A 19,154-nucleotide genomic window follows, 5' to 3' on the forward strand; every position below is an offset into this window, starting at 1 on the left:
TTTCTCCCGCGCCAACCTGCCGAAGGATTTCCTCCCGCCTCGCACTCTGCCCCCTTCACTTCCGCGCCAGCGGCACGCAGGCGCTCACGCGGACCAGTCGTCCGGAATGCGGGACGCAGACGCAATTCCTCGCCCCCTCCGCCCGCACACGACAAATGCGTCCGGTCTAGCGGACGAGGCCGAGGGTGGGATGTGCGAGAAGTTGAGGCACAGGAAATTGGGTGCCATCGCCGAAAAGCATGCGCATGCTTCAGGCCGCAACAGCACCCGGTTGCAGCTGCCCAAGGGACAGCGAACGGGACGTCCCCTGCCCGTTGTCCGCCAGGCTTCGAATGCCGCGACGGCGTCGTCAGCCGCCCTTTTTCAGTGGCGACAGCAACGGCATCCATGCCGTCCGGCATTGCCGTTCTGAGCACCGGTCGACACGGTCACGCCGCGGTTCCCTTATTGGAGGGCTTGACCTGGAACCCCAACAGATAGTCCGCTGCGCGCGACGCAGCGCTTGCTGCCCGGAGAATAGCCCGATTGTCCTCGCGCAGGATGTCGAGCCACGACCCCAGGTAATCGCTATGCCGGACGGTGGGGCGGATTCCCAGGGATGCACAGACAAAGGCCCCCGCCATTTCGGCGACGAGTTCCTCTCGACCATATTCGGGTGAGCCGAAGGCACCAGCCTGGTCCCGGTCCAGACGGGAAGGATGGCCGCTCCAATGGGCAAGCTCGTGAAACGCGGTACGGTGCCAGTTGATGGGCTCGAAGAAGTCTTGAGGCCGCGGAACCTGCACATAGTCATGGGTGGGGTTGTAGAACGCACTGGGGCCACCTATCCGGAAATCGGCGGCGGTCGCCCGGATCAGGGCATCTGCAGCGGGTACGATCAGCGCAGGGTCATGCGGTAGGGCGGCCCCTGCAAGATCAGGGGGCAGACCATCGCATTGCTCCAGCGCAAAGACCGTGAAATGGCGAAGAAACGGGATCGTCGCCCTCGCCTCCCGGCCTTCATCGGCAGCGTTGCGCCTCTCGTCGCGGGTCGCGACGCGGCGGGTATAGATGATGTCGGTACCGACCTCGCCACGGCGCACGAAGCCACCCAGCTCCCTTGCCTGGCGGAACGTCACAAATCCGTGGCCGGCAAAGCGACGTTCGGCGATCGCGTGCCAGAGACTGAGTATATTTATGCCGCTGTAACGTCGGCCACTGACGGCATTGAACGGCATGCCGACCGCTGCCGTAGCCGTTGCCCAGGGTTGCACCCAGGGTACCCTCCCCGCCTCCAGTTCAGACAGGATCCGGTCGGTGATCTCAGCATAAATATTCCGGCGCTGGCCCGCGCCTTGCGCCCTCGAATGATTTTCCATCGCGCATCCTTTCGCGACGGGCAGGAGGAACTCTCTCTCCCTTCATCCCGTCACGGCTGCGCGAAGCGGCCCTCTCACACTCGGGGCGTTGCGGGGTGAAACCCCGCTGAAGTGGTAGCCTGGACGCGCGCGGCCAAGGCGGAGGGGAAGGCTTTCCCCAAAAACCTTGCCAAACCTCATGATTTGCAATTGCTGCAACCGATTGCGTCAGTGTTCGGGCTGGTTGATGACCACTCAAAACTACGGAAATATTGATTCCCACAGCCGGACAGATAGGCTGTAACCTTACGTGCGGCGTGGCAGCCGTGAATTACTTGGGGGCCAAAAAATATCGTGACTGGAGCAGACCTGCGCCCCCGTTGGGTGCGCGACCTCGTGCGGTTTCTGCCACTCAAGAGCCAGTTCGTGCTCACCGGAAATGTGCGGGACCTGCAGATCCGCGCTGACGGCGAACGAGCACATGCCGGATCGCTTGGCGACGTGCTTGCCGATGCGCTTGGTCAGGCTGGCTACGATGACATTGTCCGCTACGATCCTGTTGCCGGGTTCTGTGACCTTACCGCTCTTGCAGCCGGACGCGATCCCGAAGCCGCGCTAACGCGTCTCGGGCTGACACCATCGGGCGGGAAAGCTGCCGGCGGTATCGATCTGCTCAACACCGTACTCCAGCGGCAGGCAGAGCTCGATGGGCCGCCGCTCGCCCTGATTGTGGACTTTGCTTCCCGCCTGGTCGTCCGCAGCGATGCCTTGTCCGCTTCCGAGCAAAGCCTGTTCACCCGGGCGCTCGTCCTTGCCCAGACGGTGCAGCCGCGTCCGACCGGGCCCGAGCGGGCTCCACGCTTCAACACCGTCATATGGATCGCAGAGAAGGAAGGCGACCTGCCCGACTGGCTGCTGATCGACAATCCGCGCCTTCGCCATATCCCCATCGCGACGCCTGATCGCGACGCACGCAGCGCGGTGGCCCCATCGCTCGTCCGTTCGATGCCAGGTGGGCGGGAGGCATCTGAAGAGGTTCTTACAAAGGCGCGGGAGAACCTTGTCGATGTGACCGAAGGCATGCTTCTCATGGACCTCAACGCGGTGGTCCAGCTGGGACGGGCCGAACGGGTCGACGTGTCTGCGATCGGCGAAGCGGTCCGGCGCTACAAGGTTGGTGTGACCGAAGATGCCTGGCGCAAGATCGAGCGCCGCAGGATTCTCGAAGGAGCCGCTACGATCCGCAAACGCGTCGTTGGCCAGGATCATGCGGTCACCCATATGATGGACATCGTGAAGCGCGCCGCGACCGGCATCGGGGGTGCGCGGCGCGGCAATCGGCCGCGCGGCATCGCCTTCCTTGCCGGCCCGACGGGCGTTGGCAAGACCGAGCTCGCCAAATCGATGACGGAACTGCTCTTCGGCGACGAGAGCGCCTATATCCGCTTCGACATGTCGGAGTTCAGCGCCGAACATGCCGACCAGCGCCTGATCGGTGCGCCACCCGGCTACGTCGGGTACGACGTCGGCGGGGAGCTCACCAACGCCGTCCGCGAGAAGCCGTTCAGCGTCGTCCTGTTCGATGAAATCGAGAAAGCCCATCCGCGCATTCTCGACAAATTCCTACAGATCCTCGACGATGGTGTCCTGACCTCGGGCCGGGGTGACCGGGTCTATTTCTCCGAAGCCCTCATCATCTTCACGTCGAACCTGGGGATCTATACCACCGGAGCAGACGGTGAACGGCGCGCCAATGTCACTGCGGACCAGCCCTTTGCGCAAGTGCAGGCGCGGGTGCGTGAAGGTATCGAGAACCACTTCAAGCTGGTCCTGAATCGGCCCGAAATCCTCAATCGCTTCGGCGAAAACGTGATCGTGTTCGATTTCATCCGGCCAGAGGTCGGCAATCGCATCTTTGAGTCCATGGTCCGCTCCGTCTGCGCGGATGCCCAAGCCTCGGGCCAGCAGGTGGACATCGCGCCGGAAGCTTTTGAGGCATTGCGAGGCCTGTGCGTTGCCGACCTGTCGAATGGCGGCCGCGGCATTCGCAACAAGATCGAGGCCCATCTCATCAATCCCCTCTCGCGCGCCCTGTTCGAACGGGACGGTCACGGCCCCGTCAGGATCACGAAGCTCGAGCACGGTGCCAACACGACGCTGACCCTGGAGGCAGCGTAATGCGCATGTTTCTGTCTCGCCTGCACTTTCCCGTGACAGCCCTTGGACCCGGCCGCCGCGTCGGACTCTGGTTCCAGGGCTGCAGCCTGCGTTGTCCAGGCTGCATTTCGGTCGATACCTGGGCCCACGGCGAAGGCGCCATCGAGACCGGGAAGATCATCGACCAGTTGGCATACTTCGCCCGGGAAGCCGATGGTCTTACGGTCTCGGGCGGAGAGCCGTTCGAGCAACCCCATGCCCTGGCTGAAATCCTGAACGCGTGGCGGCGGTTGTCGGACAAGTCCGTGCTGGTCTTCACAGGCCTCGAAATGGACGCGATCGGACCCTGGCTCGACGCCAATTCCGGGCTCATCGACGCTATCATCACCGGGCCGTTCCGTTCCGACGTTCCGCAGAGCCTGGCGCTTCGCGGCAGTGACAACCAGCAGTTGCACGTTCTCACGGACCTTGGCGCCGCATTTCTCCCGTATGAGCGCCGCGCGACTGACGCGGACCGGACGCTCGATGTGATGTTCGATGAGGATGGCGGCGCATGGATGGCCGGCATCCCCGCACGTGGCGACCTGGCGCGGCTTCGCCGTGCCCTCTCGGCGGCCGGCCACCAGGTTGTGACATCCGATATGCAGGGACAGTTCGCCGCATGATCCGCTTTTGTCCGAATTGCCAGACAGAGCGTTCGCTCGAAGAGATGTTCTGCGAAGGTGAGCGGGACGGACATCCATGCGACTGGGATCTTTCTTCCCTACCCATGAGGCCGGAAGGCTGGCGTCCCGAACAGGCAGTTGCGCCAGCTCCCGCTCGACCAGCACGCGTCCGGTGTCTCAACGGCCATACGCTGGAGCCCGGCGACCTCATCTGCCCCGAATGCGGAGCCGACGCAGATGAAACGGTCGCTGACGGTTCGCCGCCGCCCTCGCCCGCCGGCATCGGCGAACCAGCCCAATCCGGTAACCTCGACACGGCGACGGAATTGCCGTCGGTGCCAACTGCCATTGGCGAGTGGACGCTACTGCGGCGGGTCGAAACCGGGAGCCAGGTGCAGGAACGGTATGAGGCGGAGCGTGCATCCGATGGCCGCCGCGCGATCCTGGTGCTCTACGCGCAGGGCAGCGAACCCGACCCCGAAGTCTACGAGGTCCTGCGAACACTGGATCGCGATCACGTTCCCGAGGTGATTGAAACTGGTCGCTTTGGCGATCGGGTCTATGAGGTGTCCGAGGACCTGCGCGGCGGGAGCTTCGCTGATGTCGGCCTCGTTGCCGACGATCTGGCGACGCTTTCGACAATTGTGCTCGAGGTCGGCGGCGCGCTCGCGGCACTGGCCGAATGCGGACTTCGCCACCGCGATCTCAATCCGGCCGCGATCATGGTGCGAACGCGCGAGCCCCTCGACCTCGTGATAACAGGCTTCGGCTCGGCCCGCTTGTCGGACTATGACCTCGACATCGTCTCGCCACTGGAGATCACACGCTACACCGCCCCTGAAGCTGTCGCAGGCGGAGTCGCTGCCGCAAGCGACTGGTGGAGCCTGGGGATGATCATTCTGGAGCAGGTGACGAGAGGCGCCTGCTTCGCTGGCGCGGATGACCAATCCTTCCTGATCAGCATCCTGACCAATGGCGCGCCGATCCCCGAAGATCTCGATCCCAGGGTCGACCTCCTCCTGAATGGTCTGCTCGCCGCTGACCGCCGTTTGCGTTGGGGGTGGGACCAAGTTCAATCCTGGCTTGCCGGCGGTGCGCCAGACGTCGCGGGACGCCGCAAACCTTACGAGGACGACGAAGCACAGCGCTCGATCACGCTTGGCGGGCGCCGGTTCTCTGGCCCCGCGCAGTACGCCCTGGCAGCAGCGGACCCCATCCATTGGGACGAAGCACTGTCCCAATTGCTGCGCGGCGACCTTGCGACCTGGATGGAAGAAGCCAAGCTCCATCCGGATCTGCGCCTGGAGATCCGCGAAATCGCTGCGCTTGATGGCGTCGCGCCTGACATTCGCCAGGCCCTGGCGCTCAAGACGCTTAATCCGGCAATGCCGCTGGTGGTCCGGGGTGAGATCATCACTCCGGGCTGGCTCGTCGACAATCCCGAAGAGGGCTATGCCCTGATCACGGGACCGGTGCCCGACCGTCTCGAGCGGAGCGACGACGAAGTCTGGCTGGCGCGCCTCAAGCGCCGCGAGGCCCGTGTTCGCGAACGCGCACGCCATCTCGAGGTGGAGCTCGACGAGACCAAGCTCCAGGTGCTGGCTTTATCCACTTCGAAAACCCGGCTTGCGGCGCTCTGGGAAGAACAGCGCCGGATTCTTCCCGACACCGACCATCCTGGCCTGCTCGCCATAATCGAACGCAAGGTAACCCAAGAAGAAGATCTGATCCTCCTCCTGGCTGCGGCAGCGTCGCAATTCCGCAGTGCTGATGCAATCATCGACGAGGCCGAGACAGCGGCCAGGCGCGCGGGGCTCGATCAATTCGACCGCAATGTTGCGCGAGAACGCCTGACAGTGGGTCCCGGCGCTCTTCTGGCTGAAATGGACGCGCGCGTCGAAGGCTTCGCGCGTTGCGGCATCGACCGGATCGATGATTGGGCAGACCAGTTTCGTCTCGAACGCAGGCTCCCTCTCGCACGTACGCTCGCGCTGCTTTCCGTGCCCCTGGACCAGTGGAAGCAGCCGCCTCGCCAGGCCTATGTCGCAACGCTTCTCGACTTCTTTGCCCGGCGTATTACGGGTGCGGTCATGCGGGGGCCGCTGACGCGCATGATCATCGGCAAGACGACGGCGCGTGTCGATTTGACAGAGTTGGACAGCCAGCGCCGTCCCGCCGCCGAGCTCCTGGACCATGTCCTGCTGCGCAACGACCAGCCGATCACGATCGACCCTGCGCCACTGACTGACGATCCGCGCGTAGAGCGCCGGCTGCGCACCCTGCACGCGCATGCGACGCTGTATCGTCGGGATACCGGCATCGACGGCCTGTACCTCGGATTTCCGTTCCTGGTCCTGCAGGAGGCGCGCGCTTCTACTCGGCCTCGTATCGCGCCAATCCTCCTCTGGCCCGTTCGGCTGGTTCCGGAAGTGGGCGCCAGAGGGCGGATCTCGCTGTCGTTTGACCGGGATCGGGAAGAAGTAAGGCTGAACCCTGCGTTCGAAACGCTGCTGGGGATGGAGCAGGCGGCGCGTTGGCGCGAGAAGGCGAACGAGTTACTAGGCCGCGCCAGCATCAACGCTGCCGAAGTCACCGAAGCGTTCCGCGATTTCGCGCAGGTCGAGCAACGCTCGCTATCCCCCTTACCCTCGAAGGATCTCAGAATCCGGCCGGGCGAGGATCGCGTGCGCTGCAGTGCAGCCCTGTTCCACCTTGGCTTTCTCGGCCAGGCGGTCATGGAGGACCTGCGGCAACTCAAGGCGCTGCCGCCCGTTGGAACGAGCTTGGAGACCGCATTTCGGGTCGGTGAGAGCGTCGAGCGGCCCGAGCGCAAACCGGTTGCCGAAGTCGATCGCTATTTTACCGCCGACAGCGATCCCTCCCAGGAAGCGGCCGTTCTCGATGCACGAACCGGTCGTGGGCTGTTGGTCGAGGGGCCGCCCGGAACGGGTAAGAGCCAGACCATCGTCAACATGGTTGCCGACGCGATCGGCACCGGCCGCAGCTTGCTGGTCGTTTGCCAGAAGCAGGCTGCGCTCGAAGTGGTTCACAAGCGGCTCGATGCCGCAGGGCTCGGCAACCGCGTCGTCATGGTCAATGACGTGAACAAGGATCGCGAACCGGTGATCCGGGCGGTTCGGGAGCAACTCGAGGAACTGTTTCGGCGTCCTGGCGGCGCTCTGTTCCTGCGCCAGCAGCGGAACCAGATCGCTGGACGCATCGAGGTTCTGGAACACGAACTCGACAGCTATCACGAAGCGCTTCACGCCGAGGACCCGGCAACCGGCGTGTCCTACCGCGTTATCCTGGGGGAACTGGTTCGGCTCGCCCGCGAAGGCGACACACCGGCGCTTCCGTCCCTGCGCCAGGTCCTGGCAGGGGAAGACCCGGGAAGCCTCGCTGCGCTTGCCGAAACCTGCGCGCCGCTGTCTCGCCTATGGCTCCCGGCACGCTACGAGGGAAGCGCGCTCGCGCGCACGAAACCGTTTGCCGCTGACCCCGGCACGACCGATGCCTTCGGCTCAGATTTTCTAGCATTTTCAGCTGGTGAAAGCCAACGGGCTGAAGTCATTGCACGCACCCCCAATGCGCTTGTCATCGACAATCCGGAACCCTACCGCCAGTGGACAAATGAGCATAGTGCAGCGCTCCTGAAGCTGGATGACATCGAGCGGGAGCGACTTTCACGCTGGCTCGGCCAGCTTGCCGGTGCCGGGGAGAGGCCCCCTGCATCGACCGATGAGCACAATGAATTGAAGGAGGTAGAGAGCAACCTGCTTCAGCTGCCCGCGGACGATGCGCCGCAGGATGCGGCTACCGTCGCAGAGAGCCTGTCTGAACAAGAACTGGCGGATTGGCTGCAGGTCTCCACCAGGCTGATGCAGCGCCCCAGCTTCCTGGAGCGGCTGTTACCGTCGCGATGGCTGGCATCCCGGCGCCTGAGGGGGTTTCTCGCTGAGCAGGGGCTTGAGGATGAGCGATCATTCAACGCAGCCCTTCACCGCGAGGTACGCCTGCGCCCGATCCGTGTCCGTCTCGCCGAACTGACCGTCGGCCTCGGTGAGCCATCCGGCCATCTTGCGGGGCTTCGCGTGCCCCGGCTCCTCGAGGAGGCACGCAAGCTTCTGCGCGCGCTGTCTGAGACAGAAGCGGTCGTCGCAAGGCTCGAAGCCTATCCGGAGCGCGACACAGCCTTCGCAATGGCACGCTCAAGAACCCGCTCGGCAGTCGAGGATCTGATAGACGGCATCGAGCAAGGCCTTGCCCGGCACGCCGCGCGCAACGTGTCGCTGGCGCGGCTCGACCGTCTTCGCCTGTGGATGGAAGAGGATTGGGTCAACGAAGTCGAAGCGGCAGTCGGAGCCGATGCGTCAAATGCTTCGCGCCTCGATGAAATGAGCGGCGCCCTGCCCAGCGTCGCCGCCTATCAGCGGTTTCGCCCTCGCGTCACACAGTTGGATGGGCGGGCCCTGGCGGTTTTCGGCGAGCTTGCGCGCATTCGGCCAAGACTGGAGAGCCTGGCTGCGGCGGAACTCGAACCCGTGGTCCGGCGGATCATCGCCAGCGAAGCGCGGCTGGCGTGGAAAAACCGCATGGAGTCCGATAGACCCGTGTTGTTGCTCGAAGCGTACGAACTGGAAGCGAAAGCAAGCTCACTGGCGCAAGCTGACGGTGAGATGCGCGCGCTCAACCGCAGGCATCTGGTCGAGGGCTTCGATGCAAGCCATCTGCGGCCCCTGCGCGAGTGGGAAGACATCACCCGCCTGCGCGGCCAGCGCGCCAAGCGTCTGCGCGAGTTCGTAGACAGGGGGGCAGACCTCGGGCTCATGAAGCTGCGGCCTGTGTGGCTGGTCAATCCCGATGTCGCGAGCCGGTTGCTGCCCTTGCGCAAGGCGCTGTTCGATACGGTCATCTTTGACGAGGCATCCCAGATGCCGATCGAGTATGCCCTTCCGACCCTCTATCGCAGCCGTAATATGATCGTTTCGGGCGACGAGAAGCAAATGCCACCGACCGCGTTTTTCACCAGTCGTGTGGAGAGCGACGAAGCCGACGTCTATGAAGGTCAGGACGCAGAGCAGGACCTTGACGACGAAGAGCGCGAGAGCGTCTCGGAAAGCTGGAACCGGCGCGAGATCAAGGATTGCCCGGATCTCCTTCAACTGGCGAAGACGGTCCTGCCGCCCACAACCCTGCAGATCCATTACCGTTCGGCCTATCGTGAACTGATCCAGTTCTCCAACGCCTCGTTCTACGTGAACAAGCTTAGCGTTCCTGCGCGCCATCCGGCCGACGAGATTCGCCGCGTCCGCCCGATCGAGGTGCTTCGCGCCGACGGCATCTATGAGGACCAGACCAATCGCACTGAGGCAGAACTGGTCGCGGCCAGCCTGCGGCGCATCTGGCTCGAAGCAACGGGAGCGATCCCAACGGTCGGGGTTGTCACGTTCAACCGCAAGCAGGCCGATCTTATCGAGGAAGTGCTCGAAGATCTTGCGGAACAGGATCCCGCCTTCCGTCAGGCGATTTCTAGGGAACGGGATCGGGTCGAAGGTGGCGAAGATATGGGCTTCTTCGTCAAGAACGTGGAGAATGTACAAGGCGACGAGCGGGATGTGATCGTGTTCTCCTCGACGTTTGGCCGCAATGCCCAGGGTACGTTCCGCCGCAGCTTCGGTGTGTTGGGCCAGGCTGGTGGCGAGCGACGCCTCAACGTTGCCGTTACCCGCGCCCGGCAAAAGGTGCTTCTGGTCACCTCGATACCAGTGCCACTGATTTCGGACCTTTTGTCGACCCGCCGCCAGGCAACCACGCCACGTGATTATCTACAGGCGTACTTCGAATATGCCCGCTGCATTTCGGAGGGTGAGCTCGATGCGGCGCGTGCATTGCTGTCGCGGCTCACGCCGGAACAACGCAGCGCCGCCCGCCACGAAAAGCTGCAAGATGGCCTCGAAGAGGCGGTTGCCGAGGAAATCCGGGCGCTCGGGTGGGAGCCCTCACCAGTGAACGAAGAGGGCGCGTTCGGCCTCGACTTCGCGATCGAAGACCCTCGTACCGGCCTTTATGGCATCGGCATCGAATGCGATGCCCCGCGCGATCCGCTGCTGGCGAATGCCCGCGCCCGCGAAATGTGGCGTCCGGCCGTCTTGCGCCGGTCGATCCCCGTGATCCATCGGGTCTCTTCCCACCGCTGGCATCATGAGCCGGCCATCGAGCGCGAGCGGCTACGCCGCGCCATTGTGAATGCAATGGGAGCAAAGTCATGAGCGGTCCTAAGGTGGTTCGGATCGTCACACGCGAAGAGCTGATCGACATCTGCCAAGGGCATCTCGCTCGGGTTGACGCCGCCCTGGATCGATGGATCAGGGTGGGACAGCGAAACGATTGCGTGGACGAAGCTGCGATCGCCGCAGCACGAGGACGACGGGATAAGCTTGCAGCTCTCATTGCTGCGGACCGGTTCATGGATCTCCAGAAGCAGGCACCACTGGAAGAACAATTCCTGGGCGACGACCTGGAGCACAGGTTGGCGCAGGCGGCCAGCGCCCAGGCTGCATCACGCTCCCGTGATCGCCTTGCTGCCGAAGCATCGGCAGCTGTTCTGTCTGCCCTGCGCAGGACCGGAAGCCCGATTGACGCAGGGTTGGAGAAGGGACTGCTGCGCGGGGACGCTGAGGCGACGAGCCGCGCCTTGCTTGCCCTTGCCCCTTCTTCCCGGCAAACGCTTGATCGCGAACTAGCCGAAAAGCTTAGACCTGGCGAAAGCACGAGATCATTTGCCGAATGGTTGGCAACGTCCGCCCAAGAAGAACCCGATCCGGCGTTGGCGAGAATCGCCCTGCGCATAGCGCAGATCCGGCAGATCGATCCGTCCGCAGTCCGGCCAGACTGGCACGAACGGCTCGCCGACGCGCAATCGGCCGCGCGCGGACGCCGTAATCTCTTGGTGGACGCGCTGGAGGTAGAGACCGGGCGCGGCCTGACGGTGGCCCGTGAACGCGCCGATGCCTTGGCCGCGCTCGAGGCCACGGTCGCGCAGGCGCGCGCGGCGGGGATCGATGCCGATGCCTGGCTGGAAAGCATCGACGCTTTGTCGGTCGATGAGGTTAGGACAAGGATAGCGGCAGCCGAGGTCGCTCTGCAGGAACAGCGCAAATCCGTGGCTGTGGCAGCCAGCCGCAAGGCGTTGCTGTCTGCGCTCGGCGATCTTGGCTACGAGTTGTCTGAAGGCATGGTGACCGCCTGGGCGACGGAAGGGCGCCTTGTCCTGCGCAGTGGCTCCCGTCCCGACTATGGCGTTGAAGTGAGCGGCGCCGACCGCGTGCAGATGAAACCGGTCGCTTTCGAGCGCGGCGGCGTCGGCCCCGACGCTGCCCGCGACCGCGACGCCGAAACGATCTGGTGCGGCGATGTATCGCGATTGCAGGCGACCTTGTCCGAACAAGGCGGGGCGCTGCAGATCGAGCGTGCCCTGCCAATCGGCGCCGTTCCGCTGAAGCGCGTGGCAATTGCCACCAACGGCGATGAAACCCGCGCCAGCGCACCGACTCTCAAGTCGAAGAGTCTGCGCTGATCAGCTGATCTGCCCCCCGCTGAGTGGCCCAAAGACTATGACAGTCCTCCCACGCGCCTCCGGAGACTTAGTGGGCGAAATGCTGGTCGCGCAGCGCGAGTATCCGTTCATGCTCGGTGCGCAACCCGGCCGGCAAGCCGCCGCGCAGGTTGAGCATGCTCCGGTCGCGCCCCTTACTGTGGACAGCCCGAGCGTAGAGAAACAGCGACGTCACGAACAGCGAGGCGCAGAGCAGGCCTTGCGCCTCAGTCGCGCAGCGCCGCGAGCGCGGCCTGTTAGTCGGAAAGCAGCTGCATCGAAGTCAGCGTGCGGTGCAGATCGAAGCGGATCGACACCATCGAGTGCGCATTGCGGACCAGCTTGCCGAGCAGCCTGTAGCGCGGGTCGTTGCTATGCGCGTCGACAAAGCTGCGCAGGTCGATCAGGAGCGGCGCGTCGGGCATGGAGACTGGGTTCAACGCAGCGTGGCGATCTGCAGATCGAGCCGGGCGATCTGCGACCGCAGCGACTGGATCCATTGCTGCTGCGCGCCGCGCAGCACGCCAAGCGCGCGCTCGGCCTCGGCGACGCGCTCGCCCGCCTCGACCCTCGCCGCGGCACAGCGCGCCTCGATCTCAGCCCAGGCCTCGTCGGAATAATCATGATCCTCGTCATGCTGGTCGTTATGGCCCGCCCAATGCGCTTCGCCGAGCGTCGCAACGACGCGATCCAGCACTGGCTTGAGCGCGGCCTTGGCGGCCTCGATCTCGGAATGCTCGGTGTCCTTGAGCGTGACGAGGTACCAGTCGAGCACGCCGTGGAGCATGGTCTCGACATGGTGGGCATCATGGGGATCGATCCCGACCGGCTCGCCGATCGGATCGCGCGTCACCCGGTCCGCGACCGACATCGGCTCGCGGATCGCCTTGTCCACTTGCGCGTAGCGCTGGAGCGCATCGCGCAGCAAATTGGCGAGCGTCTCGCGGTGCGAGATGCGCGCCTGGAGATTGCTGTCCTTCAATTGCCGCCAGACCGGAATGCCGGCGACGACCGCGACCCCGATCGCGACGATGCCGGTCAGCAGCGTCTGAAAGTCGTAGATGAAACAGCCGCTTCTGCTCAAAATACAGTGGCTCGCCTGGCTGCAAATCGTCATGCCGTCTCCTGAACCAACCCAATAAGGCGAAGCGAGAGGAGTGAACAGATGGCGGGTAAAAGATTCGGGCTGACCGACCGGGACTATGCGGTGCTGCTGCTCGGCGACGCCGATCTCGAAGCGCAACTTCGCGCCATTCGCGGCCAGCTGCACCGGCAAGCCCAGGCGGACGCGACGCTACAGGATGACATCGCCGACATAGCCAAGCGCGCGAGTACTGCATCGGGCGAATATGGCATGCATCTCGAGAATAGCTGGGTCGACGAGATGCACGCTTCGGTGTTTCAGGACGCCGCCCATTCGACCGCGGCGATCGGCATGCTCGCGCCACTCCTCGAATCGCTTTTCGTCGGCATCTTCGCGGGCATCCGGGATATCGCGCCGCCGGCGCAGCCGGTCACGCCTACCGGTCCGCGCGCGGCGCACGCCGCGGACCCGGACTTTTGGGATCCGCATGTCGTGTTCAGCGCGGCGGGAAGGAAGCGCACGCAGGTGCCGCACGGCATCTGCGAACTAGTCGAGACCACCGGCCTCACGGCGCATATGCCCGCAGACTATGCGCAAATGCTCGGGGCAGTCTTCGCTTATCGCAACAAGATGCTGCATCACGGCTTCGAATGGCCGCCGGCGGAGCGCGCGAAGTTCGAGGCGAGGATCGCGCGCGAAGGCTGGCCGGCCGAGTGGTTCGACCGCTCGCTAACCAATGGCGAGACCTGGATTATCACGATAAGCGACGCGCTGATCCGGCATGTGCTGGCCCAGATCGACGCGATGCTCGAAGGTATCGGCGCCTTCATCCAGTCGCGTTACCCATGACCGCCGACCCCTCCGATGTCATCGTGGCATTCCGGCGCGAGCCGCTGCTGCTGCCGTGGCCGGCCGACGGCAATGCCGGCGGCTTACTCCAGTTCGACACCGGCGCCCAGTGGCGTGAGTTCGTCGCCGGGCTCGGCATCGACCCGCGCATTCCCAACATCGTGCGCCTCAAGTTCGACCGCGCCCAACGCCTCTATCTGTTCGGCTGGGTCGACTTCGGCCTGATCAAGACCGGCGAGCTCGCCGCGCTTATCGCGCTCGAACTGGCACTGATGGACCGGTACGGCGGCGCCATCCCCAAGCGAAAACGCAGCTTCGCGACGCTGCTGCTCCATATGGTCGAAGCGGGTGGGCTGACCGAAGACCAAGTGCCGATGTGGGTCCGATGCGGCGGCGGCGGGATAGGGCAGCTGACCGGCGACAGTCACCCCACGCTTGCCGAGCGGCGCAACCTGCTCGCGCATGGCGATCCGTTCGACGGGTTTCCCACCAGCGGGCTGCTCGAGCTGGTGCGCGACCTGATCAACTTTGCCTATCGCGGTTATATCGCCGAGGCGGCGGCGCTAGGCCGGCCCGGCTAGGGGCGCTCAGCCGTCGATCTGCAGGACGAGCAGATCGACAAGATTGCCCGGGCGGTCGGAAGAGACATGCTCGAGATGCACGGCATAGCCGTCGCCTTCATGGTCCTTCACCTCGCGGACCAGCGCCTGGAAGGAAGCCAGGTCGGCGTCGCTGCCGCTGGCGGGCTTGAGCGACGCGCCGCCCTCGGTCCGGGTGAAGATGAAATTTCCGCCGCCCTCGGCAAGCTCATCGATAAACGCCAACGTCATTCCCCTTTCCGGGCACCTTTCGGACGGGCGGACCGCCTTGTCCAGCGGAACAAGCGCGGACGGGTGCGAACCGGTGCTCGTGAATATGGCGCGAATCGCGTGCCCTGTCGTATCATCGCCCAGTGACCAGAAAATTGAATTCGGATCAGCTCGGCAATAAGGGGGAATCGCGATTCCCGGAACTGTGCACCGACGCGGATCTCATCCCCAACAAATCGAGCTGGGACCGCAAGGGTTGGGACTATGTCGTCGATTGGAAGTTCAACGGATCGAGCCCGCTCGACAGCCGGCCGACACCCCTGTCCTGCCTGGTCCAGCTAAAGACCGTCTGGACGGGCGCGAAATCGGTCAAGTTGCGGCTGTCCTCGCTGGAGCATCTCGCCAAGGATCTGAAGCCAACTTTCCTGTTCGTGCTCGAGGTGGACGACGCGCTTGATTTCGTCGGCGCGCGGCTCGCGCACCTCGAGGGGGAGTTGCTCGCCCATGTGCTCGAGGCGCTGCGCAAGGCCAGCTTCGAGGGCAAGGCTCCGAACAAGATCGACCTTCATCTGCAACTCGAGCGCTGGTTCGAGGCGATCCCGGCGACCGGCATGGCGGCCCGCGCGGCGTTCGAGCAGGCGATCGGTCAGGACATGGGCGCCTATGCGATCACCAAGCAGCGCCAGCTGAAGGAACTGGGGTTCAGCAAGGACAGGCTGACGATGACGACCTCGTTCGAGGTCGAGGATGAGGACGCGGTCTTCGACGCCTTTCTTGGCCTCAGAACGATCAGCAACGTCTCGGTGAAGATGCAGGAGACCCGGTTCGGCCTTGCCCTGCCGCTCCCCGGCACCGGCGCGATCGAGGATGGCGAGCTGGAGATCACGCCTCAGCCCTTCGACCGCTGCGAGGTGTCCGGCCGCGATACCGGCGATGGCCGCGAATTCCGGTTTCAGGGCGATGTCTACGGCCTGCCCGCGCCGATGCTGGCGGCAGGGCGGTTCCGCTTTCTCGTCCGCACGCCGATGTTCAGGCTCCACATCGGCGGCACCGTCGGGGACCGGACGTCGATGAAGATCTCGCTCAACCTAGAAACCGAGCGGATAGCGAAGCTGAAGGTCAGCGCCGCCGAATGGGCAAGGCTACACGGCTTCCTCGTGGCGCTGGGCCGCAACCGGCTCGAGCTCACCGTGCGGATCGGAAAATCCAAGCCGCCGATCGTCAGCACGGTGACGACGCAGATCGACCCGGAGACGGTCGGCCAATGGGCGGCCGGCGAGCGGATCACCGCCGCTGCCGACCGGGCGCTTGCTGCGGCGGGCTGGCCGGCCACGAAATTGTCGCTTCAGGGCCTGGTCCAGGCGTCGAAGGAGCTGAACGTCCTCGATGCGCTCATCAACCGGCCCGAATCCCTGTCGCCGATGAACTTCATCATGGCGCCGAAGCCGGGTGGACCGACGATCGCCTGGGGGAGGCCGGAAGAGACGCTCTATTTCAACCTGATCGACCTAGGAAACCATCTCCTCGCCTATGTCGCGACGATCGATCTTGTTCCCGAACCGGATGGCGCGCGCATCCGCTGGACCGGCTCGAACTACCGGTTCCGCGACGTCGCGCGGATCAAGGCGACCGAGGCGGCCTATAAGCGCTTCATCGCCGATACGCAGCGGCGAACGGGCATCCAGGGCTATTTCGCCAAGGGAACCGTCGAGGAAGATGAGGCCGACGAGGCATGAGCGGCATGCCTGGGCCTCGATCACGCGCCTTCGACAGGCCTCACCGTTCCCCGCGGCAGATACATGTCCGGATCCTCGTGCAGATAGGGTGCCAGCTTCAGCTCGATGCTAGCGCCGCCAATATGAAGCTTGTGATCGGCAGCATCGGCGATCGCCCGCACGATCTTCAGCGTCGAGCGGTAGCACGAAAGAGCGTCGGCCAGCGAAATCGGTGGGCCCTTGCCGTAGCGCCACTCGGCCATCCGCTCCCATTTGGGGATGTTGCCCAGCCACAGCCGCTTGAACGGCTTGTCGCCCGGCCGCTGGTCGAACAGATAGTAAAGATCATGCGTCTCAGGGAGGTCGCGTGCCGCTGCTCGGACAAGAGCTTCAGCGCCTTCTCGCAGGCCATCTGCGAATCCCATTGCGCATGCTTGAGCTGCTCGGTTCGCCCCTTGGCGATCAGCACCTCTGCGGTATCGAGGTGATGGACGATCGCGTCGCGCAAGGCTCCGGCGCCGCCTGGCGGCTCCTCGATCGTGGTCAGCGCGGTCTGGATCGACCGGATCGCGCCGGCCACCTCGTTGGCGAGGCGCCGCGCCTTCATCCCGTCGCTGCGCAGCAGGGAAGCGATGTTCGGAGCGCCCTCGATCCATGCCAGCTCGTCCTCGTCATCCTCGACTTCCTTCGGGAAGCAGATCCAGATCGTCCCGCCGGGCGTGCCCGTGCGTTTGGCCACCAACGGGACATGCAGGACGAAGGGCGTGCCGAACACCATGGTGCAGCCATTGACGATCTGGCCGGACTCGCGATTCATCGCGTCGCCGTAGCGGCTCGAATACCAGGCCACCGTGCGCGCACGCATCATCTTGAACCATTCGGTGTCGGCATAGTCTCAGAACTCGCCGGGCTCGCTCTCCACGCCTCCGATGCGGATCTTGATGATGAAGTATTTGACGAAGTTGCGGGCCGCGCGCAGCGGCCGCTCCCAGAGCGCCACCTCGCGCTCGGCCAGGACACGGTCGATCATGTCGAGCGCATGGCCGAGCATGTCCTCGAACTCGGGCTGGTCGAACATCTGCTAGACTTTCCCTCGCGCCACGATCGTCACGCGCGCCGGCAGGCATGGGTGATCCGGCCGGATCCGCTCACACATCTTCGAACGGCGGGGCGGCCGGGTGCCGGTACATCCGGTCACTGATGTCTGGACCTCCCCAGTTCCTGAACGTCGCGAGCACGTCGAGCAGCGGATGGTCTTCGACCGCGGACGGGCGGTTGAGGTCGGCGTAGAGACGCTCGGCGGGCCGATTGTGGAACAGATGACAGAGGCTGTTGGCGAGGACATCGGCCGCCACCACGGTCGGGTCCTCATCGCCGACCGGCGTGATCGCCAGACTATCGACCGTGGTCGCCACCCGAAGCTCGGGCGGGATCTGCGCTTCGAAGCGCATCTGAGCGCTCACCACCGTCTTCGTGACCGTGTCGAAGCCGGTTGCGCTGCTGGTTCGGGGATCCATGTCGAGCAGGTCGGCTGCCTTTTGTCGGAACAGCTTCGCGATCGGCGCATCGACATTGTCGGTGCGCACCACGATGTCGACGGGTCCCGGATTCCGCTCCTCGATATAAGCAACGATATGGGCGTAAAGGCCCGTGAACAGGATCGCGTGGAGCGACTCCGGCTTTTCGCGCGGACTGCCGACCTTGATCCTGGGATTGGGGTTGGACGCCGCCGTATCCGTCCGCGCATTCGCGTGCAGCTGCTCGACGGTTTGATGCCAGCCCTGGAAACCGGCGACATGGATCGCATACCAGAAACAGGGCAATTTGAGATCGAGGATCACGGCGAACAGGTCCGCCCGCAATCCCGCCTGCTGCGACGGTTGCAGATCGGTGATGTGGAGCTTGCCGTCACCGCCGCGATAGGGCGCGATTGCCGCTTCGAGCCTCGGCTCGGCGACGGACAGCATTTCCTCCGGCACGAACAGGCCGGCGAACACGCCGACCTGGCCGGGGAATTGCTCGTCTTGGTCGGCATAGCCCTTTGCGCCGGATTCATCGCAGGCTAGAATAATCTTCATGGGTGTTCGATGTCCTGTGCCGCCTGACCGGCACCGGTGAGCGGCGTCGACAGGATGATGGTTTCATGCGGCCCCGCCGGTGCGCGCCCGAGGACGTGCAGCGCATTCAGTTAGCGGTGCCGCTGGTGCCCCTCGACGATGACCAGTCGCACATCGGGCAACCTCGCACCGCCGTCGATGACGCCGAACGGCGTAGATAGGAGCACCATGGGAAAGTCCCAAGTCCCCTGATCGAGCGCTACCGCGGTCGCATGGCGATCGGCGCCGCCCCGACCCTGGAAGGTGTCGTAGTCGAACTGGGGATGCAGTTCGCCGCCCCAGGCGCGGTGGATCGAACCGAGAAGGTCCTCGCCGCGCCAGAGCCGGCGCTCCCAAGCAAGGTCGTCCAGCGGGAGGAAGCTGAACGACTGACCGGTTGACGCCGTTAGGATCAAGCGGAGGGGCTGAAGCCATCCTTGTGGGTATGACGGTTCAGGTAACGCATGATGATGTCGTAGGTGATGTTGCCGGACGTGATCGAGAAGTAGCCGCGTTGCCAGAAGCGTTGGCCTCAATAGCGTTTGCGGATGTGCTCGAATTTCTGCTGGATCTTGCGCGACGAGCTTCCCTTGGCCCGGCGAACGAAATCGCTCACCCAGACGTGCGGCGGAATTTCGACAAACATGTGCACGTGGTCCTTTGATAAGGCCCCGTTGATTATTGTGGCGCCCATCTCGGCGCAGACCTGCCGGATGATCTCGCGGACCCTGAGCCGGACATCGCCAATGAGCACCTTGTACCGGTACTTCGACGCCCAGACGAGATGGTAGCGATGATGGAATGTCGTGTGACAACCGGACCGATACGCCATAGCCTGTGGCTGGAGC

16 protein-coding genes and 1 pseudogene are annotated in these 19,154 nt (G+C 64.2%); 7 read left to right on the plus strand and 10 right to left on the minus strand.

All coding sequences use genetic code 11. The features are described 5' to 3' along the window. Window positions 1–428: 428 nt before the first annotated feature. The gene (locus tag IE191_RS14080; protein WP_191325018.1) at window positions 429–1,358 is read right to left on the minus strand and encodes an ArdC family protein; all 930 of its coding nucleotides are present in this window, start codon (window positions 1,356–1,358) and stop codon (window positions 429–431) included. Window positions 1,359–1,721: 363 nt separating this feature from the next. Here IE191_RS14080 and IE191_RS14085 point away from each other — a divergent pair, with 363 nt between their 5' ends. From IE191_RS14085 to IE191_RS14100, 4 genes are read left to right on the plus strand one after another with little or no spacing between them, the layout of a single operon-like run. Further along, window positions 1,722–3,515, plus strand: coding sequence for an AAA family ATPase (locus tag IE191_RS14085; protein ID WP_229815386.1), 1,794 nt, complete (start codon window positions 1,722–1,724; stop codon window positions 3,513–3,515). Then, on the plus strand, window positions 3,515–4,159 hold the full coding sequence (locus tag IE191_RS14090) for a 4Fe-4S single cluster domain-containing protein (RefSeq protein ID WP_191325019.1): 645 nt from the start codon (window positions 3,515–3,517) through the stop codon (window positions 4,157–4,159). The genes IE191_RS14085 and IE191_RS14090 overlap by 1 nt, the downstream gene beginning before the upstream one ends. Next, window positions 4,156–10,428, plus strand: a complete 6,273-nt coding sequence (locus tag IE191_RS14095; protein ID WP_191325020.1) for an AAA domain-containing protein — start codon at window positions 4,156–4,158, stop codon at window positions 10,426–10,428. The genes IE191_RS14090 and IE191_RS14095 overlap by 4 nt, the downstream gene beginning before the upstream one ends. Further along, window positions 10,425–11,735 carry a hypothetical protein gene (locus tag IE191_RS14100; RefSeq protein WP_191325021.1) on the plus strand — a complete coding sequence of 437 codons (1,311 nt, stop codon included), beginning with the start codon at window positions 10,425–10,427 and terminating at the stop codon, window positions 11,733–11,735. Before IE191_RS14095 ends, IE191_RS14100 begins: the two co-directional genes overlap by 4 nt. Window positions 11,736–12,010: 275 nt before the next feature. Here the strand turns inward: IE191_RS14100 and IE191_RS14105 are convergent, their stop codons facing one another. Next, on the minus strand, window positions 12,011–12,178 hold the full coding sequence (locus tag IE191_RS14105) for a hypothetical protein (RefSeq protein WP_191325022.1): 168 nt from the start codon (window positions 12,176–12,178) through the stop codon (window positions 12,011–12,013). An 11-nt stretch (window positions 12,179–12,189) separates the two neighbouring features. After that, on the minus strand, window positions 12,190–12,870 hold the full coding sequence (locus IE191_RS14110) for a type II secretion system protein (RefSeq protein ID WP_191325023.1): 681 nt from the start codon (window positions 12,868–12,870) through the stop codon (window positions 12,190–12,192). A 48-nt stretch (window positions 12,871–12,918) separates the two neighbouring features. Between IE191_RS14110 and IE191_RS14115 the strand changes: the two genes are divergently transcribed. Continuing rightward, complete coding sequence (locus IE191_RS14115; protein ID WP_191325024.1) at window positions 12,919–13,686, plus strand: hypothetical protein; 768 nt, start codon at window positions 12,919–12,921, stop codon at window positions 13,684–13,686. Continuing rightward, entirely contained in the window at window positions 13,683–14,267 is a 585-nt protein-coding gene (locus tag IE191_RS14120) for a hypothetical protein (protein ID WP_191325025.1), read from the plus strand. Before IE191_RS14115 ends, IE191_RS14120 begins: the two co-directional genes overlap by 4 nt. Window positions 14,268–14,273: 6 nt before the next feature. On the opposite strand, the gene IE191_RS14125 is transcribed toward IE191_RS14120, so the two are convergent. Continuing rightward, window positions 14,274–14,516 carry a hypothetical protein gene (locus IE191_RS14125; RefSeq protein ID WP_229815387.1) on the minus strand — a complete coding sequence of 81 codons (243 nt, stop codon included), beginning with the start codon at window positions 14,514–14,516 and terminating at the stop codon, window positions 14,274–14,276. Window positions 14,517–14,650: 134 nt separating this feature from the next. Between IE191_RS14125 and IE191_RS14130 the strand changes: the two genes are divergently transcribed. Further along, on the plus strand, window positions 14,651–16,231 hold the full coding sequence (locus IE191_RS14130; protein ID WP_229815388.1) for a hypothetical protein: 1,581 nt from the start codon (window positions 14,651–14,653) through the stop codon (window positions 16,229–16,231). 20 nt (window positions 16,232–16,251) lie between these two features. On the opposite strand, the gene IE191_RS14135 is transcribed toward IE191_RS14130, so the two are convergent. The 6 genes and pseudogenes from IE191_RS14135 to tnpA all read right to left on the minus strand — a co-directional run bounded on the left by IE191_RS14135 (window position 16,252) and on the right by tnpA (window position 19,138). After that, the gene (locus IE191_RS14135) at window positions 16,252–16,392 is read right to left on the minus strand and encodes a hypothetical protein (RefSeq protein WP_191325027.1); all 141 of its coding nucleotides are present in this window, start codon (window positions 16,390–16,392) and stop codon (window positions 16,252–16,254) included. 5 nt (window positions 16,393–16,397) lie between these two features. Next, window positions 16,398–17,078 (minus strand): hypothetical protein, encoded by a 681-nt coding sequence (locus IE191_RS14140; protein WP_191325028.1) that lies wholly within the window; start codon window positions 17,076–17,078, stop codon window positions 16,398–16,400. A 27-nt stretch (window positions 17,079–17,105) separates the two neighbouring features. Next, window positions 17,106–17,288, minus strand: a complete 183-nt coding sequence (locus tag IE191_RS14145; protein ID WP_191325029.1) for a hypothetical protein — start codon at window positions 17,286–17,288, stop codon at window positions 17,106–17,108. A 70-nt stretch (window positions 17,289–17,358) separates the two neighbouring features. Beyond that, complete coding sequence (locus IE191_RS14150; RefSeq protein WP_191325030.1) at window positions 17,359–18,288, minus strand: hypothetical protein; 930 nt, start codon at window positions 18,286–18,288, stop codon at window positions 17,359–17,361. 110 nt (window positions 18,289–18,398) lie between these two features. After that, the gene (locus tag IE191_RS14155; RefSeq protein ID WP_191325031.1) at window positions 18,399–18,722 is read right to left on the minus strand and encodes a hypothetical protein; all 324 of its coding nucleotides are present in this window, start codon (window positions 18,720–18,722) and stop codon (window positions 18,399–18,401) included. Next, window positions 18,719–19,138 (minus strand): annotated as a pseudogene (tnpA, locus tag IE191_RS14160) (IS200/IS605 family transposase). Before tnpA ends, IE191_RS14155 begins: the two are co-directional and overlap by 4 nt. Window positions 19,139–19,154 lie beyond the last annotated feature (16 nt).

The organism is Novosphingobium pokkalii (assembly GCF_014652855.1).
Lineage (GTDB): Bacteria > Pseudomonadota > Alphaproteobacteria > Sphingomonadales > Sphingomonadaceae > Novosphingobium > Novosphingobium pokkalii.

What these genes read in the sequence shown, in the direction of transcription:
- IE191_RS14125 (WP_229815387.1), bottom strand. Translation starts at nt 14,516, where the DNA reads ATGACGTTGGCGTTTATCGATGAGCTTGCCGAGGGCGGCGGAAATTTC.
- IE191_RS14115 (WP_191325024.1), top strand. Translation starts at nt 12,919, where the DNA reads ATGGCGGGTAAAAGATTCGGGCTGACCGACCGGGACTATGCGGTGCTG.
- IE191_RS14150 (WP_191325030.1), bottom strand. Translation starts at nt 18,288, where the DNA reads ATGAAGATTATTCTAGCCTGCGATGAATCCGGCGCAAAGGGCTATGCC.
- IE191_RS14080 (WP_191325018.1), bottom strand. Translation starts at nt 1,358, where the DNA reads ATGGAAAATCATTCGAGGGCGCAAGGCGCGGGCCAGCGCCGGAATATT.
- IE191_RS14095 (WP_191325020.1), top strand. Translation starts at nt 4,156, where the DNA reads ATGATCCGCTTTTGTCCGAATTGCCAGACAGAGCGTTCGCTCGAAGAG.
- IE191_RS14100 (WP_191325021.1), top strand. Translation starts at nt 10,425, where the DNA reads ATGAGCGGTCCTAAGGTGGTTCGGATCGTCACACGCGAAGAGCTGATC.
- IE191_RS14140 (WP_191325028.1), bottom strand. Translation starts at nt 17,078, where the DNA reads ATGATGCGTGCGCGCACGGTGGCCTGGTATTCGAGCCGCTACGGCGAC.
- IE191_RS14120 (WP_191325025.1), top strand. Translation starts at nt 13,683, where the DNA reads ATGACCGCCGACCCCTCCGATGTCATCGTGGCATTCCGGCGCGAGCCG.
- IE191_RS14145 (WP_191325029.1), bottom strand. Translation starts at nt 17,288, where the DNA reads ATGTTCGACCAGCCCGAGTTCGAGGACATGCTCGGCCATGCGCTCGAC.
- IE191_RS14110 (WP_191325023.1), bottom strand. Translation starts at nt 12,870, where the DNA reads ATGACGATTTGCAGCCAGGCGAGCCACTGTATTTTGAGCAGAAGCGGC.
- IE191_RS14105 (WP_191325022.1), bottom strand. Translation starts at nt 12,178, where the DNA reads ATGCCCGACGCGCCGCTCCTGATCGACCTGCGCAGCTTTGTCGACGCG.
- IE191_RS14090 (WP_191325019.1), top strand. Translation starts at nt 3,515, where the DNA reads ATGCGCATGTTTCTGTCTCGCCTGCACTTTCCCGTGACAGCCCTTGGA.